Here is a 14,552-nt window from a genome sequence, read left to right on the forward strand (position 1 = left end):
CTGGTTCTGCTTTGAGCATCGGGCCGAGGGCGAGCACTACCTATAGCTGGAGGCCGACCATGAGCCGTCATGACATCGCCGCCGATCTGGAAAGCGCGGCCAATCAAATCGCTGAGGTGTCCCGCGCGGACCTTCAGGTGATGCTCCGACGAGCAGCCTTGATGCTCCGAAACGTAACCGGGCTGGTGCTGGAGCCGAGCGTCCTAGAGCCCTTGTCGTATGTAGCCGAAGAAATGGGGCTCACGAGAGCTGACCTCATACGAACCATCGTGAGCGATTGGCTTGTGGCAAATGCCTATCTGCCGGTTCCGCATGCGTTGGACGAGGACACCACAGTGGAAGGCAACGCATGATCAGCGCACCACGCCACGACCGCGATTACCTCGACCGCGAGATTGACTGTCAGGAGGCGATGGAACCCGGCTTCCAGGCCATCGTGGATTGCATGTTGGAGGCCGGGTGGCAGCGAGGCGAGGTGATGCGGTCGCTTCGCCGCCTGATAGCTGCGGACAACATGGCCCAGAAGGAAAGCGCCAAGGTCGAGGCGGAGTTGGCGCTCGGGCGATGATCCGGGCCGGAAGATGATCATCCGGGTTCGGGGCTCATTCCACACTCTTGGCCCGCGCGTAAGGCGAATTGCCGTGGGGCGTGTTGGCCAGATAGCACGTGAACTGATACTCTAGCTGGACCATGGCTAAGCCCTTGTCATGCTCACGGCCGCGCGGTCCCTCGTCGTTGCGCCACCGAGTGTCGTTGGTCGAGATCGACCAGCACCAAGTGCCCTCTCGCAGACCCCGCGACGTATCGCGCCAGATGCGGCCAACGCTATTGCAGCCAAGGAAACTGGCGGAGAAACCGCTTTTGGCCGGGTCAACGGTCCAGTCAAGCCAGAACCGCGCTGCGAAACTGCGCACATACTGAGCCGCGTGGACTATGGTGGCACAAATGGCGATGGGCTGTCCGTCGTAGTCGAGGACTTCATAGCCCTCGCCGCCGGCATCGCGAACTCTCAATCGTTCGGCTGTCATGACCTTTCTCCAATTCGCTCTTGAGGCCGCAACGCCCGTGGAGCGGGCGGCGAGCCTGATTGTTGAGTAAGGAGTTATGTCGGGCAGCCGTGCTGCTTCTTACTTCTCTTCGACGTAAGGGCTCACCCGTCGTCGGTTATCACGCGGCTTATCCGAAAGGTGCCGAGGGCCGCTTCTCTCAAGGCACAATGTAAAAGGTGACGTAACGTCTTCACCCGGTCAAGAGCACGCTCTCAATCTTCCTCGCGAAAGTCCTTCAGCGACGCATGGCGGAGCTTTTCCTCGCCCTTCAGGAACTTGACCCGCCCCACCAGACCCGGCTTGAGCCACTCGGCCTTCTCTTTGGCGAGCCCGTTCGGCGGTGGTGCGCCGGTCTTGCCCTGAACGCGGTCCCATAGTGCCTGCCGCTTGTCGGCTTTGAAGGTCACGAAGGCACCGCCCATGTAGTGGCCCTTGTCGGCCATAAGCACCATGGCCGGCTTCCCGGTCTCCCGCTTGACGCCGATGATGTCCATCTCCTTCTCGACGTAGCACTTGATCTTGCGCCAGCTGATGGTCGAGCCGCTGCGGTAGAGGCTGTCGAGGCGCTTCGAGACGATGCCCTCTAAGCCGGCCTCACAGACAAGATGGTAGACGGCCTCACCAGCGCCAGGCAGAGCCTCGCTGAACTGGAGATGGCCGCCGGCAGGGATCATAGCTTCCAAGACTTCGCGCCTGTCCTTCAGCGGCATGTCGCGTAGATCGTGGCCGTTGAGGTGCAGAAGGTCGAAGGCCACGAGGTAGAGGTCTTGGGGCCGTCTGGTGATTGCCGAGCGCAGCGCGTGGAAGTCCGACAGGCCATCCTCGTTTGTGACGATGGTCTCACCCTCGATTATGAAGCTCTCCGCCGCGATCCCCGTCGCCTCGTCGGCGAGTGGTCGGTATTTGGTCGTCCAGTCAAAGCCGTTCTTGGTGTGGAAGCGGATGCCGTCATCGTCCTTGATGACTTGGGTCCGGTAGCCGTCGAACTTGACCTCGTGGCTCCATTCGCCACCCTTGGGCGGCTGTTCGACCAGCTCGGGCTCCATAGGGCGGATGAACGACAGCCGAAGGGGGCCGGCGACGGGCTTACGCATATGAACCCCACGCGACACTCGAATTTTATTCAATATCGCAGGTTCGCTTCAGTTCCGTTAGCCGTCGCTGAATAAGCAAGCCGGAACATTCGAGGATTGCCGCTGTTTTTTCTGCGCAGGAGGAAACAGCCATGATCGAGCATCAGAACGAGCATCATCCCCACGGTCGAAAACCAGTCACGAACGAAGACGCCTGCGAGGTCGCTCACTTCGCCCGAAATTTTCACCTTACCATCCCGGAAGCAAGGATGCTCATCCGGCAGCACGGGGACGATCCCTCCCGGCTGGAAAGAGAGGCCCGCAAGCTTGGCTATCAGCAATGACAAAGCTGTGTGATCTCGGGCCGCCCATCGTTGGCAAGATGCACAGCAATGAGCCCGCGGACGCACGCGACCATTTCCATAAATGCGGCGCCTGCGGGCAGACGATCGACTTGCGTGACCTACGACAAGTTATCTGGCACGAGCGGCCGGGGCACGAGCGGCTAGAAATGGATGCATAAGCTAGCCGGCCGGTAAGGTTGCCCTCGTTTTAAACTTCCAGCATTCTGTTCCGAACGGGAGGAATGAATGCGTTCCATTCTCATAGCCGCGCTCGGCTTGGCGCTGGGCGGGTGCAATAACACGACGTCGTCAGGGCAGTGGCGTGAGGTTCGGGCCACAACAAAAGACAGCCGTTTTGAAAGGGCCAAGGCAATATGCAACGGCCGCGCAAGCGAAACGCAGGTGATGGCGGGACGGCTCTGGATTGCCGGAGCGGTAGCATCGAGCAACACCTTCAAAGCCTGCATGGCGGAACAGGGCTTTGTCCAATAGCGCGGCGCATACGTCCGCCCCCAACACACCTCTTGGGGCGATATGTCGGGGGGAAGGTTCATTCGGTCAGGTGGTCGACAAGCGCGACCTTCGACATCTGGCATGAGCAGCGGGGACACCAGCGGCCCGAAATGGACGCGTAACCGGGCCTCGTCCCCTCGGCGTCTTACGGGTCCCACAATGGAAGATAGGTGAAGGTGGAGTGAAAGGTTGTTGGGGTGAGAAGGAAGGATGCTCCTCCCTCTCCCTCCCCATGTAGGTCAACCTTAGTGGCTTGGCTTCAGAGCCACCATTATGCGACTTCCCACTACTCGTTCCGCCTCCTCCACCATGATCTCCGCGATAGCCCGCGTCTTGGTGATTGGTGACAAAACAGCATCGTGAATGGGGAGGACGGCGCAGTCCTCCAGCAAAGTCCTTTCCAACACGCGGCATAGGATTTCGCTCTCGCTGTACATCAGCTCATAGCCGATCCCACAGTTCAGGACAGGTGCAAGCAGCGGGTGCTTCCTCAACATAGCTTGCTTGAAGCGGCCCACTGTCCACCCTGTAGGCAGCCCTTGCTCGATGTCCGGGTGCCACTTGCGCATTGTCGTGGCCTTGAAGAGGAAAGCGTTGAAGGCGCTCTTCACAGCACGCCTTTGCTCGTCGGTGAACTCTTCGGTTCCGGGCAAGTCGTAAGGGCTTCCCTCGGGGGGCGTCGCTCCCACCTTGGCATAGGCTAGGCGAGGAAACATTTGCCCATAGTCGAGTTCCGCGATCCACTGACCTCCCAGCCGAATGTGCCTCCGTTCGGTCCTCCTCATCTGCTGCCAGAAGCCTCCGAAAAGACGGCCGCTATATGCAAGCCTGGGCGATCTTGCACTTGGAGGCAGGGTGAACCGCCTTACCAACGTCCGGTCGTGAGTGTCGGTGGGTTGGTTGCCTGCGTACGCCACCTCGGCAACCGCAAGCCGCTCGTTGAACTTCCGCACCTGTGCCGCCTTCGATGCAGCGTCGTCGGTCTGGGGGACGGGGACGTGAACTCGTCGGCCCCATTGGTCCTTGCGCGTCAGGACCAGCGCCGGCAGGTCCGTCCTTCTCTCGAAGTCCGGGCTGCTGATACCCCTTGATCGAACCTCTGCCGCTAATGCCGCCGTAGGAGCGATTGTAGTGGCGTACCCGGCCTCCTGCGGCTTTGCCACTGTCGCCACCCCAACGACCTCCAGCGCCCCTAGAAGAGCCGGTAGAGGCTTGCCGAAGCCATCGGCCGTCCTGCCCACCGTGGCCCGCTTACGGTGGCCCAGCGGCAGCGTAATGCGGCCTTGCTCGGGCGGGAACAGGGCGTAGTGAGCTAGGTTGGCGACGATGGTGTCCACGGCACTCTTGAACGTCTTCGCGTCTGCTGGCCTTCTCTGGCGTTTGCGAGACCCGCTGCGCTGTTCATGCGCCAAGACGAGCGCCGCGACGTCATCTGCAAGTTCCTGAAGTGGGCCTTGTGTGGTCAGCTCAAAGCGGAACATCTTGTCTCGTTGGGCTTCGAGGCTCGTCGTCACACGAGCTCCCGAAGGGCTTGGTTGATCTCATCCGTCATGGCTTGTTTCCTTTCTTGATCACGTTTTTCGAGCTCGGCGAGTTGCAGACCGGCACCTCCGAAGGCGGCGGTCAGGTCACGGGCAACGATCATGCCCGCTTTCGGGCTTAGCTCCCGATAGACACGCTCCTGCCTGCCCGTCCGGTGGTCGTAGCGAAGGCCCGAGTGCCTACTGGAGAGCGACCGGACCCGCTTCACGAGCTGAAGGCGGAAGGCGGTGTCTGACAGGAACCGCTCCGGTCTCTCGCTCCAGAACAGGAACATCGCCATCGCAGTCACGGCTATGTCCCGTGCGGAGCATTCGGCGTCGAGGTTCAGCACCTCATGTGCCGCTTGCCGCTGGTATCGGCTCTGAACCCGGTTGCCTGCGGTGTCCTTTGCCGAGGCCGCCAGAGCAGCCCATCGGGCATCTAAGTGGCCCCAGAGGGGACTATGGGCGTTCTTCGCGATACGCTCCCGGACGAGGGAGACGTAGGGCGCAAGCTCACTCCGCCTGATGGCGGTCTGCTCGACGTCGCCCTGGCGCCGTAGTCGGCTCTTGTGTCGCCGACAGTGCGGGCTGAAGCGGGAGGACGTAGGTGCGCCACAGTGTGCAGCGCGACATGTTCGCATTCATTTCTCCTAATATCTGTATCCGCCCCTAAGCACAGAGGGACGGAAGGTTGAAAACGGCCGGGGACTTCCCGACCATTAATAGGTTGATTTGTGTCTTTGCCGCCGGGTGTCGTCCTGACCTGCCCGGTTCACGGTTTCCCCCTTGGGGATGACCCCTTGGTTCCGCTTCCGCTCCGGAGACTAATCCGGATTGGCGGCTCATGCGGTACTTGCACGTCCGGCGGTGTGCCGGTCTCGGGTGCAAGCCCGCTTCCATTCTATGGTTCGGCCGGGGATCATCGTCTTGCCCCGTACGGTCCCGCTGCCGGCCCCTAGAGGCACGTCAGGCATGGCTGCAATCGACCGGGCTGTTGGGAAGAACAGCCAACTGGTTTTGGAAGGGAGGCTCTTAGGGCCGAATGGCCTGCGAGCGGGGTTGGTCTTCAGGGTTCAGCGGCGGGCCAAGCCCACCACTCGGGTATGCGTAAGGCGTATATTGGTCACGGCGACCCCGGTGTCAACGGCCAGACTTCGTATTATTTTCAATGAGATAGGCGCACCAGATACCTAATCTAGTGCCGACCCTTGTGGCGTAAGGCATTCCAAGGCATGTGTGCCCGAACTGTGCCCGAAAAAAGTTGTCGGCGAGGACGATATGCGAGCGGTCTTGGGAATAGATGCGGCTTGGACGGCGGCCCAGCCGAGCGGTGTTGCGTTGGCAGTTGAGGAGCCCGCAGGCTGGCGGTTGCGGGCGGCGGCATCCTCATACAGCGCGTTCTGTGCGCTTGCCGAGGTGCCGGCGCGACCCGGCTCGACGGGCGGAGCTTCCGAAGCACTTGAAGCGGCCAATGCCTTGGTGGGCTCCCCGGTCGATCTGGTCGCCGTCGACATGCCCCTTTCGCGAACACCAATCATAGCCCGCCGGGCCAGCGATGATGCGGTCTCTCGGGCCTATGGGCATAGGTGGGCGGGGACACACACACCGAGTGCGATCCGTCCTGGGCTTGTCAGCGACAAGCTGCGGGCGAGCTTCGAGCTGAAGGGCTACGAGCTGCGGACATCTGGGCCGGTGGTGAGCGGCCTTGTGGAGGTCTATCCGCACCCGGCTTTGATTGAGTTCGCTTCTGCGGAGCGTCGGCTTCCCTACAAGTTCGGCAACAGACGTAGCTACTGGCCCGACGAGACGCCCAAGGTCCGGGCGCTCAACATTCAACGTCAGATGAGCGCCATTGCGGCCCTGATGGAAAATGAACTCTCTGGTGTCGAAGCGGCGATGCCAGAACTCGATTGTGCGAGCGCGAGCGGCCGAGAGTGGAAAGCCTACGAAGACATGCTTGACGCCGTCGTCTGTGCGGCCGTCGGCATTTGCGTCTTGGAAGGCCGCGCGGTGCCCTTTGGCGATGACCAGTCCGCAATATGGATACCGAAGCCGGGCAGCGCGAAAACGGGTGCGGCAGGGCCACCTCCGTGACCGCGCAAGCGCCCCTACCGCCCAACGATCATCCTGACGAGTGCAACTGCTCCGCAGATGCCGTAGAGGGCCATGAAGGTCATTGCCAGCGTGAAAGCCATCTCCGGGTCCTCCCTCACATGCCCCATGCTGCAAGCGCCTTCTCGGCCGCCGCAGGGTCTTCCTTGATCCGAAGCACAGTCTGGCGCGTGAGCCCGGACGCCTTGGCAACGGCAGACGTTCCTTGCCCCTCCGCCAGCATGTCTGTGACGGCCCGTAGCGCGGCCCTGTCGTAGCTGGGCTTGCGGCCCCTGTAACGGTCATCCTGCGCCCGAGCGGCCTCTATGCCAGCCCGCTGGGCCTCTTTCGTAGCCTCGGCCTGCGCCTGGGCAGTTGCCGCCATGAAGGCTATGAGCGCGTCCCGCACGGCCTGCTGCATGGGGTCTTTGGTGGCCCCGTCGAACGTCATGTTGTTGATCACGGTCCGCACGACCACGCCCTTCCGCATGAACTCGCGTATGGTGTCGCAGACGTCTTGGTAGTTGCGGCCGAGCCGGTCCACCCAGCGCACCACCAGCGTATCGCCCCTCCGCAGCATATCCCGGAGCCTTCTACCCTCGGGGCGCTCGGCAAGCGTCGTGCTGACACCGGAGACCCCGTGGTCTGCCACCACCTCGTCTATGGTGAAGCCAGCGGCCTCCGCTTGGGTGCGTTGGTGACCGAGCGTCTGGTCAACGGTCGAGACGCGGGCATAGAGAATGGTCCTGGACATTGGCTTCCTCGGTGTCCGTTAGCGTGATGTACGCTGACTAGACTGTCCGTTGGGAGAAGTCAACCCTAACGGACACTCTTCCGGACAGAGCCTCGCCTGTACGCTAGGCTATACCCTTTCGGACGGGCCGGCTTGTTTGGATGCCAATCCATTTCCCTGCGCAGCACGGCCAATCGATATGCTGGACCGAACAACCCAAGGGGGGGAGATTTGCGCCTTGAGCTTATCGAATCCGGCCCCTCAGATTTTTTCGCATTTTCTGACATCATGAGAGCTGGCTACCGACGCCGAAGTGTCGAAAATTCCGCAATACAGTACGATGACCGGACTACGCGGACGCAGCAACGCGGGGACCGCTCATCGCGGATTGCAATTTTCGCATCAGCATCTCACCAATTCCTGGTCCGCTAACCAGAATCCCCAGCTCGGCACCTCGCGATCGAGACCCGGCAGCCACAGTGGCTAGCCAGTTGAAGCTGGTGACCACGGCATTGTCACTATCCCAGAGCAAGAACTTTCCGTGAAGCCCGTCCACCTGGCTCAAATTTATCCCTCGACGGCCAAGGAGCTGGGCATCGGGGGTCATGCCCTGTTCGATGAGGGTTTTGCTGGGTCGTTGATAATATGCGTCGACGTGCGAACCCAATTCAGCGGCCCTTTCGAGAGGGAGCAGTGTGGATGTTTCCGCCGCGAGACCAAATAGATCGCACCCAACTGTGATCTGCTTCTTGGCCAAGTCTCTAGCCCTCGTGACGCACGCGTAGTGGTCTCCGTCTGCCAGCAATATTAGGGAATGAGTGCCGTGTTCGGCCGAAGCGGCTGCGGCCTGTCGAACGTGATTCCAACTCCTGTTCATCCTACGAGCCATTGCGGACCAACTCCCGCTTGGTGGGAGCTGTGCCGAGAGCAGATGACTGAGGATTTGTGATGCCAATCGTTGGCTGGCCGACATAATGGAAACGTCGATTGATTGATACCACGATGAAAGGAAGTTGCAGCTTCCTACGATGCTAACCCATGACCCATCCGCCACGTCGTGCATCAGAACCTTGCAATGGGACCCAGAAGATATCGTAGACAGTTGAACTCGCGACCTAATAGAAGCTGGGAGCGTGTCGAGAACCGCCTCTGTTTCACCGACTGGACGTAATTTTTCCCGGGCCTCCGGGTCGACGCGGAGACCCCATAAGAGTTCAACGTTTACCTTGCGCCGGGCGGCGCCCTCCATACTTGGCAAGAGACGGCGCACGGTTTCCGGATGCAGGAAGCATGAGTGTAAGATCACATGCGACTTCGCGCCAGCTAGAGCCCGCTCGACGGCCTGCAGGTGTGCTTCACCGCCAACGATCAGGTTTTCGTCCGTCAGGGTGTCCCCGGGCGCAATATCGCTTGAGAACTGAATGGACTGCTCTGTGTCCGACACTTCTTCAACGTCATCCACATTCTGTGCAGCCAGTAGAACTTCCTGCTGCAATTTGAGTGACGCGTAGCTCGGAAGCCCCCTCTTGATGAGGCCATACGACACCACCACCCGCGCATAGGGCCTCGATGGAGATCGCGAAGCCGGTACGAAGCCTTCGAATCCCTCATCCGGTTTAAGAAAAATTAGATCTCGGACGCCGGGGTCGTCATAGTTCAATGTGCCCAAAATTGGAGTGACCAAGTACGCGTCTTCAGGAAGATCGCTTTGATAGACCAGATCCAAATGTTCGGTGATCATCCATGAACCAGTGATCCGATCCATGCATAAAGATGCCCATTTCGGCTCACGCCGCAATTCAGGCACAAGTTCTTTCTCAGCTGCCCTCTTCTTACCAACCGCCGTCGCGGCGAAGACCGCCCTTTCTGGGCCAGAGCGCATTTCAACCCAACCTGCTCGTAGCAAGTTAATTAGGGCCTCGACCACGAGACGTTCCGGTAGATTTGCCAGAGCGCCCAGCTCGAGTACCGTCCTTTTATTGCTAGCTAAATCATGCAATATCAGGTGTTCAAGTAATGTCCACCTCCTGCCTAAGCTTACAGTGTAACCTATTGGTGCGCGAAATAGCGGTATGTAGAGAACCTTCATTTATACGCTCACCCGCGCCAGATGCTTGACTGTCAATGAATTCTGCATTTCTTCCATCATTCGCCCGATATAGGCGTACTCCGCGTCCGCAAATGTCTTTTCATCGCAGCGGGTGGCGAAGAATTCCCAACTCCCTACGATGATCAGCTTGTGCCTGGCTCGGCTCAGAAGAACATTCATTCGATTGGCTTCCTTGAGAAAGCCAACGCTCACCCAGGGGGGAAGGGGATTGTTGCGGACAAGGCTCACTATAACGATATCCGCCTCACTCCCTTGAAACTCATCGACGGTGGCGCCCTGCCTCTTGTGCAGCCGCAGATCGAACGGAGCCTCGAACATGTGGCCAATCTTCCCGGCATGACGGGCGCTTGATAGGGCCTCCTTCAGTGCGTCGATTTGGTCGTTGTAGGGAGATAGAATCTGCACTTCACAGGCCTCGCCCGGACGAGATCGTATTTCGTCCAAAACGCTAAGCACCGCCCTTATTTCGGGCTGTGAGACGAACACACCTTCTGTCTCTCCTTCAGAGAATTCCCTCTTTTGTTTGTAAGGTACATCGCACCAGACGATTCTCTGCTCTGGAAGCCATGAGCCGCCGGCGATCTCAAACGGCGGCGCCTTAGCGAAGCGCTCGTGCGTGCTAGCAGGCGAATCAAGAATCGTTGAGCCATCCGCGTCGGGGTAAAAAATCCGTCCCACAAGTCCGGCGATGTGCGGATGCATGCGATGTTGATCAGTCAGAGTGGCGGCCGGTCCGGGAGACTGGAGAGTCTCCCCGGCGCTTTGCTGGAAGACGGTGGCGAAGAGATCAACCATCCTCCGCCAATTTTCGCAGCGGTTGATGAAAGGCTCTCGGCCATCCCGATCCTCGACGATAGTCGTATCGATCAAACCTTGGCTGAATTGAAAGCCCGCTTGGATGGCATTTCGGACACGAAGAGGGTCGCCTAGAAGTCGTTTGTACAAAGCCGAGTTGAAAGGAGGGAGCTGGAAATGATCCCCAATGAGGAGAAGGCGGTGACTCTCCTCAAGAGCTATCGCCATATCAAATCCATGGGCCTTGCCCGCCTCCTCCACAACAACCCAATCGAATCTCCTGCCCCGGTCATTCAGATCGGCGAGTTCAGAGGAGTTCAGTGTAGAGAACGTGACGTTAGCAGCATCTTGAACCAACATTTGCATAGTTCGAAGGTCGGTTTCAGCAGCCTCGCCGTGGTCGGCATCGCCCGGGAGGAGCTTTTTTATCCTTCGCTTCAGATCATCAGGGGCACTCTCAGCCAAGCGGCTGACCTGCAGCTGCCGCAAAAGGTTTTCGGTCACCGGCCGGATGTCGTGTTCGGTTTGCTGCTTTGCTCCCAAACGCAGCAATATGGGCTGCTGGTCCCGTTTTAGCGTACCGAAGATTTTCTTTAGCTTGCCACGAACGTCATCCACCGTGTGATGGGAGTGCGCTGTAATTAACACTTGCGCACTGGGATCCGCGTTGAAAAGCCGATCAGCAAATGCCTGAATGAGGGTCGTTTTCCCGGTTCCCGGCGGCCCCTGTATGGCAAAAGACGGTTGCGTTTGCCAAAGCCGCTCGAGAGCGTCGAGTTTTGAGCCGTCAATCTCAATGGTGGATCTGGCAGGTGGAAGTCCCTCACCGCTTACACGGCTGACACCTTTTGGGTCAGAGATAAGTCGCAAGAGGTTTTCATGGTAGCGCATTTCCTCAATGGCTTCGTGCCGTCGCCGAAGCTGGGCTATGGTCCCCCCGTAGCCTCTTGCCAAGTAAACTACTTTGGGTCGGATCGTGATGCTAACGTTGCATCGAAAGAAGTAGCGCACGCCTGACGGGTCGTGGCTTGCCCGCAAGAATCGCCATTCCACTGCGCTGCTTTCGCTGTCGATGGTTCTTCGCTCTAGAAATTGGTAGGTATGTTTCTTTCGGTCGTTGTCGTCGTCAGCAGACACCGACTCCGCGCCCAGATCGAACCAATCTCTGAGTTGCTGAGACGGATTTGCTAAGCCAAGATGCTGGGCCAAAAGGTTTCGCTCAGGCTCATCTTTCGGCGTCACCTCAAGAACTGTCTCGTTCGCCGTTCTCGTTATCGATACAACTGACATCTGGCATATTTGCGCTGACGTAATCGCTGTCTCGAGTTGCTGCGTGATTCTGAAAAAGTCGTGCACATCTTGAAGATGTGGTTCTAATGACTTCTTTTGCCGACCGAGCGGGAAAACTTTATTCCAAGGAGCGCTCCTATCTCGAATCTTCTGTGTTGTCTTCTTGACATCAAAAAATGGAAGAATTTCAAGCTTCCTCTGACCGAGGCCAAATGTCTGATCGTCGATTGCCGTTGATGGTACTGCCTCAATAGATTCGCAAAAGCCTATATCCCACGTCTCCAGGTCGCCGACCTTCCAAGGTTTGACTCGATACTCCAGCCTGTCACCCCGCAAAATGAAAACAGGATTTGATGCTCGCCTGGCCGTAACTCGCAAATCGCCCCGAAGGTCGTCTTTTATCCACTGACGCTGAGCTAACGGGTCGCTCGCTGGCGCCCTACCCTGCGAGGCAATCTCCACGGCTTTGGATATGTTCAAGTCTGATTGCAGACGGAGCGCTAGTACTAGCGGCCGCCCAGGCCCCGCAGACGCGACCGAAAGGTCTCTAACAATGTTCCTAATTTCTCTGAGCACCTCATCCGACGAGCCGGCCCGCTCGCTGGGGCTGTCGGATATTAACTTTTGAATGAGATCCTTCTCTCCCACGCGAAGGGCTCGAAAGTCGTCAATGGACGAACGCAGATTCTCAAGCTTTTTTAGCCTACCCGTGGACGCCCCCAACACCCCGGCCGCGAGCAGTCCCAGGTCAAACCAGTCCGTAGCCGTTGAATACTCCGGGTCGGATCTGGCTAGCTCGGGAGCCATCAGCCCTGACTTGCCGGCAACACTTGGTGCAGGCCCTCCGCCTCCGGCGACACGAATGGTCCACTCGAACCCACTTAGTCTGAAATCGCCCTCTCCATCAGGGCCAACGAAAACTGATTGAGCTGAAAGCGCCCGGTGGAGCGTCCCTTCTCCGTGGAGGATCGATATCGCTTCAGCAATTCGAAGAATGCCCTCCCAGATGGGTCGGCGCCTGCCGGCTTCGGATAAGTTTAGGAGCCATGGGGTGCGCGCTCTGTCCCGGAGAAGTTCACTAAGGAGGACGCGCCTGCCGCCATCCAGAACGGCGTAGTATTGCTGTTCATCTGCACTGAGGTCGTGAAGCCTTACAAATAACTCAGAAGCACCCGGATACCCCTGAAGCCGAGTGAGCCCGCGCACCTCTCTGTTCCAAAGCGCCCGAACATCGGATCGGTCATCTCCTCGCCGCTTCCAGAGCTTGATGTAGTAGACATCCCCGCCATCGTGAGCGGTCCAAAGCTCCGGTACTCCGCGAATTGGATCGCCTGGAAGGATCTTCCTCGACAGACGATAGCGGTTCCCGATTTTCTTTTCGGCCAAGACGGTGTTCCCTGTTTACGGATAAGCAGCCCGGAAGATACTGTGGCGGCCCAAACTGGCATGATTTGCATGCCCCTCCAAGGTGAACGATGCATCAAAGAGATGAAACACTCACAGAATTCGCGGATAACTGGGGCCTCTTCGGCTCCCGCTTGGTCATCTTCTTAGGAGCAGGAGCCTCCATTGGTGCACGTAATGCTGCCGGCGCGGCTTTGCCAAGCGCCTACGAACTCCGAAATAACCTTTGGCAGCGGTTCAAACATAGCGGCGCCGGCAAGAGTTTTGATCCTGCCGAACTAAGGCTCATGTCTCTTGAACACGCGTCTGCCATAATTGAAGAGAAGACCGGGCGGACAGCGTTGAGCGAATATCTGGTCGACGTTTTCTCGTGTGATAAACCGCTTTGGCAGCATCTAGTCATGCCATTTATGGGACCAGCGGCAATGTTCACGACGAATTACGATGAGTTAATTGAACTTGGATACAAGAGCCAACCGGGTGTTCTCGATGTAATTTGCAGCTCCAGAGATCCAATCAAGCCGCGAACCGCGCTGTACAAACCGCATGGGAGCCTAACGCATGCGAATCAGCCAATCGGGCAAGGCGGCTTAGTAATTACGCAGTTCGACTATTTGGAAATGATTACAGAATATAGAAATATGCTTCAAAAAGCGATGACAGCGTTTTCATCAACATGCGTTCTGCTAATTGGGTACTCGTTTGGCGACATGGACATCGCGGCCGAGCTGTACTCCATAAGGAAGAAGCACAGTGGAATTCCATGGTATGCCGTTTTTCCTCGGAACGACCCACAAGTGAAAAGGATGTACTCCAAGAAGTTCGGCATAGAGCAAATTAATAGGAAATTCGAGGACTTTCTCGTCGAGCTAGACGAGCAAATTAACTTTATCCCCGATGAGTTGAAACGATCTCGTCTGGACGAACTATCAGTACGAGGCGTGATTCAGTAAAAAGCCAGAAAGGAATCTCAGCTAGGTAGGCGAGCCCTTTATCGGTCACGTCCAATCCATTATTCAGGGAATTTACAAACCAGAACAGCGGCCAAGCTGGATCGATGGAGTCGTGAACGAGGACCGCCTCGGGCTCGACAGAGTCTATGTGCAGGCGGAACGGTAAGCGTCCACCAATACCGTCGGGCCGCCCGACGTTCAGGCCTTTGTGGCAGCCTAGTTGGCTTGCGGGCGACCAAGGGCGTGTTTGTCACTACCCCACACTCAGCCCAGGCCAGAGATTTCGTAAGCATCTGTCCCAAGTGATCTTGATCAATGGGCAGAACCTCGCCGTTCTTATGATCGAACACGGCCTCGGCGTTCGCGTCAGCCTCGCCATAGAGGCTGGACGAGGACTTCTTCTCGGAAGAATAGCGCGTCGAAGATGGAGCGCGAAAGTTAGTCAAGCTAGAACTGCGGCTCTGTCAAATGGCAACGTTCGTTTTGCCTGACAAAATGGACTGTGGCTGGAACGGCGTTCGGCTCGGCCCGGTGTCCTACACCACCGCACCCCACGAAGCCAATCCAGCCGCTACCGCTACACGAAAGAGGCTCTATTAGTGGCCGAGCGTGGGCCCTTGGGTATGGGCGAGGCCGCTACCCCACCGGAGGGTATCGCGCTGCTGCAACTATTG

Annotated in this window: 13 protein-coding genes; 6 read left to right on the plus strand and 7 right to left on the minus strand. The window is 58.2% G+C overall.

Annotated features, from left to right (window positions below):
* Positions 1-59: 59 nt before the first annotated feature.
* Together EN780_RS05765 and EN780_RS05770 are read left to right on the plus strand one after the other, a co-directional pair.
* Positions 60-353, plus strand: a complete 294-nt coding sequence (locus tag EN780_RS05765; protein ID WP_128272556.1) for a hypothetical protein — start codon at positions 60-62, stop codon at positions 351-353.
* Complete coding sequence (locus EN780_RS05770; protein WP_245499884.1) at positions 350-568, plus strand: hypothetical protein; 219 nt, start codon at positions 350-352, stop codon at positions 566-568. The genes EN780_RS05765 and EN780_RS05770 overlap by 4 nt, the downstream gene beginning before the upstream one ends.
* Positions 569-602: 34 nt before the next feature.
* On the opposite strand, the gene EN780_RS05775 is transcribed toward EN780_RS05770, so the two are convergent.
* Positions 603-1,028 carry a hypothetical protein gene (locus EN780_RS05775; RefSeq protein WP_128272558.1) on the minus strand — a complete coding sequence of 142 codons (426 nt, stop codon included), beginning with the start codon at positions 1,026-1,028 and terminating at the stop codon, positions 603-605.
* A gap of 233 nt (positions 1,029-1,261) precedes the next feature.
* Positions 1,262-2,143, minus strand: coding sequence for an RNA ligase family protein (locus EN780_RS05780; RefSeq protein ID WP_128272560.1), 882 nt, complete (start codon positions 2,141-2,143; stop codon positions 1,262-1,264).
* Positions 2,144-2,274: 131 nt separating this feature from the next.
* Between EN780_RS05780 and EN780_RS05785 the strand changes: the two genes are divergently transcribed.
* Both EN780_RS05785 and EN780_RS05795 read left to right on the plus strand, forming a co-directional pair.
* On the plus strand, positions 2,275-2,466 hold the full coding sequence (locus EN780_RS05785; protein ID WP_128272562.1) for a DUF3606 domain-containing protein: 192 nt from the start codon (positions 2,275-2,277) through the stop codon (positions 2,464-2,466).
* 246 nt (positions 2,467-2,712) lie between these two features.
* The gene (locus EN780_RS05795; protein WP_128272566.1) at positions 2,713-2,958 is read left to right on the plus strand and encodes a hypothetical protein; all 246 of its coding nucleotides are present in this window, start codon (positions 2,713-2,715) and stop codon (positions 2,956-2,958) included.
* A gap of 266 nt (positions 2,959-3,224) precedes the next feature.
* On the opposite strand, the gene EN780_RS05800 is transcribed toward EN780_RS05795, so the two are convergent.
* Positions 3,225-4,493: a hypothetical protein gene (locus tag EN780_RS05800; RefSeq protein WP_128272568.1), complete on the minus strand. Its 1,269-nt coding sequence runs from the start codon at positions 4,491-4,493 to the stop codon at positions 3,225-3,227.
* Positions 4,490-4,852, minus strand: coding sequence for a hypothetical protein (locus tag EN780_RS05805; protein WP_128272570.1), 363 nt, complete (start codon positions 4,850-4,852; stop codon positions 4,490-4,492). Before EN780_RS05805 ends, EN780_RS05800 begins: the two co-directional genes overlap by 4 nt.
* Before the next feature lie 886 nt (positions 4,853-5,738).
* Here EN780_RS05805 and EN780_RS05810 point away from each other — a divergent pair.
* Complete coding sequence (locus tag EN780_RS05810; RefSeq protein ID WP_245499885.1) at positions 5,739-6,596, plus strand: DUF429 domain-containing protein; 858 nt, start codon at positions 5,739-5,741, stop codon at positions 6,594-6,596.
* A gap of 115 nt (positions 6,597-6,711) precedes the next feature.
* Here the strand turns inward: EN780_RS05810 and EN780_RS05815 are convergent, their stop codons facing one another.
* The 3 genes from EN780_RS05815 to EN780_RS05825 all read right to left on the minus strand — a co-directional run bounded on the left by EN780_RS05815 (position 6,712) and on the right by EN780_RS05825 (position 12,907).
* On the minus strand, positions 6,712-7,347 hold the full coding sequence (locus EN780_RS05815) for a recombinase family protein (RefSeq protein ID WP_128272571.1): 636 nt from the start codon (positions 7,345-7,347) through the stop codon (positions 6,712-6,714).
* 328 nt (positions 7,348-7,675) lie between these two features.
* Entirely contained in the window at positions 7,676-9,415 is a 1,740-nt protein-coding gene (locus EN780_RS05820) for a phosphatidylserine synthase (protein ID WP_128272573.1), read from the minus strand.
* The gene (locus EN780_RS05825; RefSeq protein WP_128272575.1) at positions 9,416-12,907 is read right to left on the minus strand and encodes an AAA domain-containing protein; all 3,492 of its coding nucleotides are present in this window, start codon (positions 12,905-12,907) and stop codon (positions 9,416-9,418) included. It abuts the gene before it with no gap.
* 89 nt (positions 12,908-12,996) lie between these two features.
* Between EN780_RS05825 and EN780_RS05830 the strand changes: the two genes are divergently transcribed.
* On the plus strand, positions 12,997-13,878 hold the full coding sequence (locus EN780_RS05830; RefSeq protein ID WP_128272577.1) for an SIR2 family protein: 882 nt from the start codon (positions 12,997-12,999) through the stop codon (positions 13,876-13,878).
* Positions 13,879-14,552 lie beyond the last annotated feature (674 nt).

The sequence above is a fragment of the Mesorhizobium sp. M4B.F.Ca.ET.089.01.1.1 genome, assembly GCF_004022605.1.
Lineage (GTDB): Bacteria > Pseudomonadota > Alphaproteobacteria > Rhizobiales > Rhizobiaceae > Mesorhizobium > Mesorhizobium abyssinicae.

Coding starts and splice junctions, on each gene's coding strand:
- EN780_RS05830 (WP_128272577.1), top strand. CDS start 12,997: ATGCATCAAAGAGATGAAACACTCACAGAATTCGCGGATAACTGGGGC.
- EN780_RS05795 (WP_128272566.1), top strand. CDS start 2,713: ATGCGTTCCATTCTCATAGCCGCGCTCGGCTTGGCGCTGGGCGGGTGC.
- EN780_RS05765 (WP_128272556.1), top strand. CDS start 60: ATGAGCCGTCATGACATCGCCGCCGATCTGGAAAGCGCGGCCAATCAA.
- EN780_RS05820 (WP_128272573.1), bottom strand. CDS start 9,415: ATGAAGGTTCTCTACATACCGCTATTTCGCGCACCAATAGGTTACACT.
- EN780_RS05780 (WP_128272560.1), bottom strand. CDS start 2,143: ATGCGTAAGCCCGTCGCCGGCCCCCTTCGGCTGTCGTTCATCCGCCCT.
- EN780_RS05815 (WP_128272571.1), bottom strand. CDS start 7,347: ATGTCCAGGACCATTCTCTATGCCCGCGTCTCGACCGTTGACCAGACG.
- EN780_RS05785 (WP_128272562.1), top strand. CDS start 2,275: ATGATCGAGCATCAGAACGAGCATCATCCCCACGGTCGAAAACCAGTC.
- EN780_RS05770 (WP_245499884.1), top strand. CDS start 350: ATGATCAGCGCACCACGCCACGACCGCGATTACCTCGACCGCGAGATT.
- EN780_RS05775 (WP_128272558.1), bottom strand. CDS start 1,028: ATGACAGCCGAACGATTGAGAGTTCGCGATGCCGGCGGCGAGGGCTAT.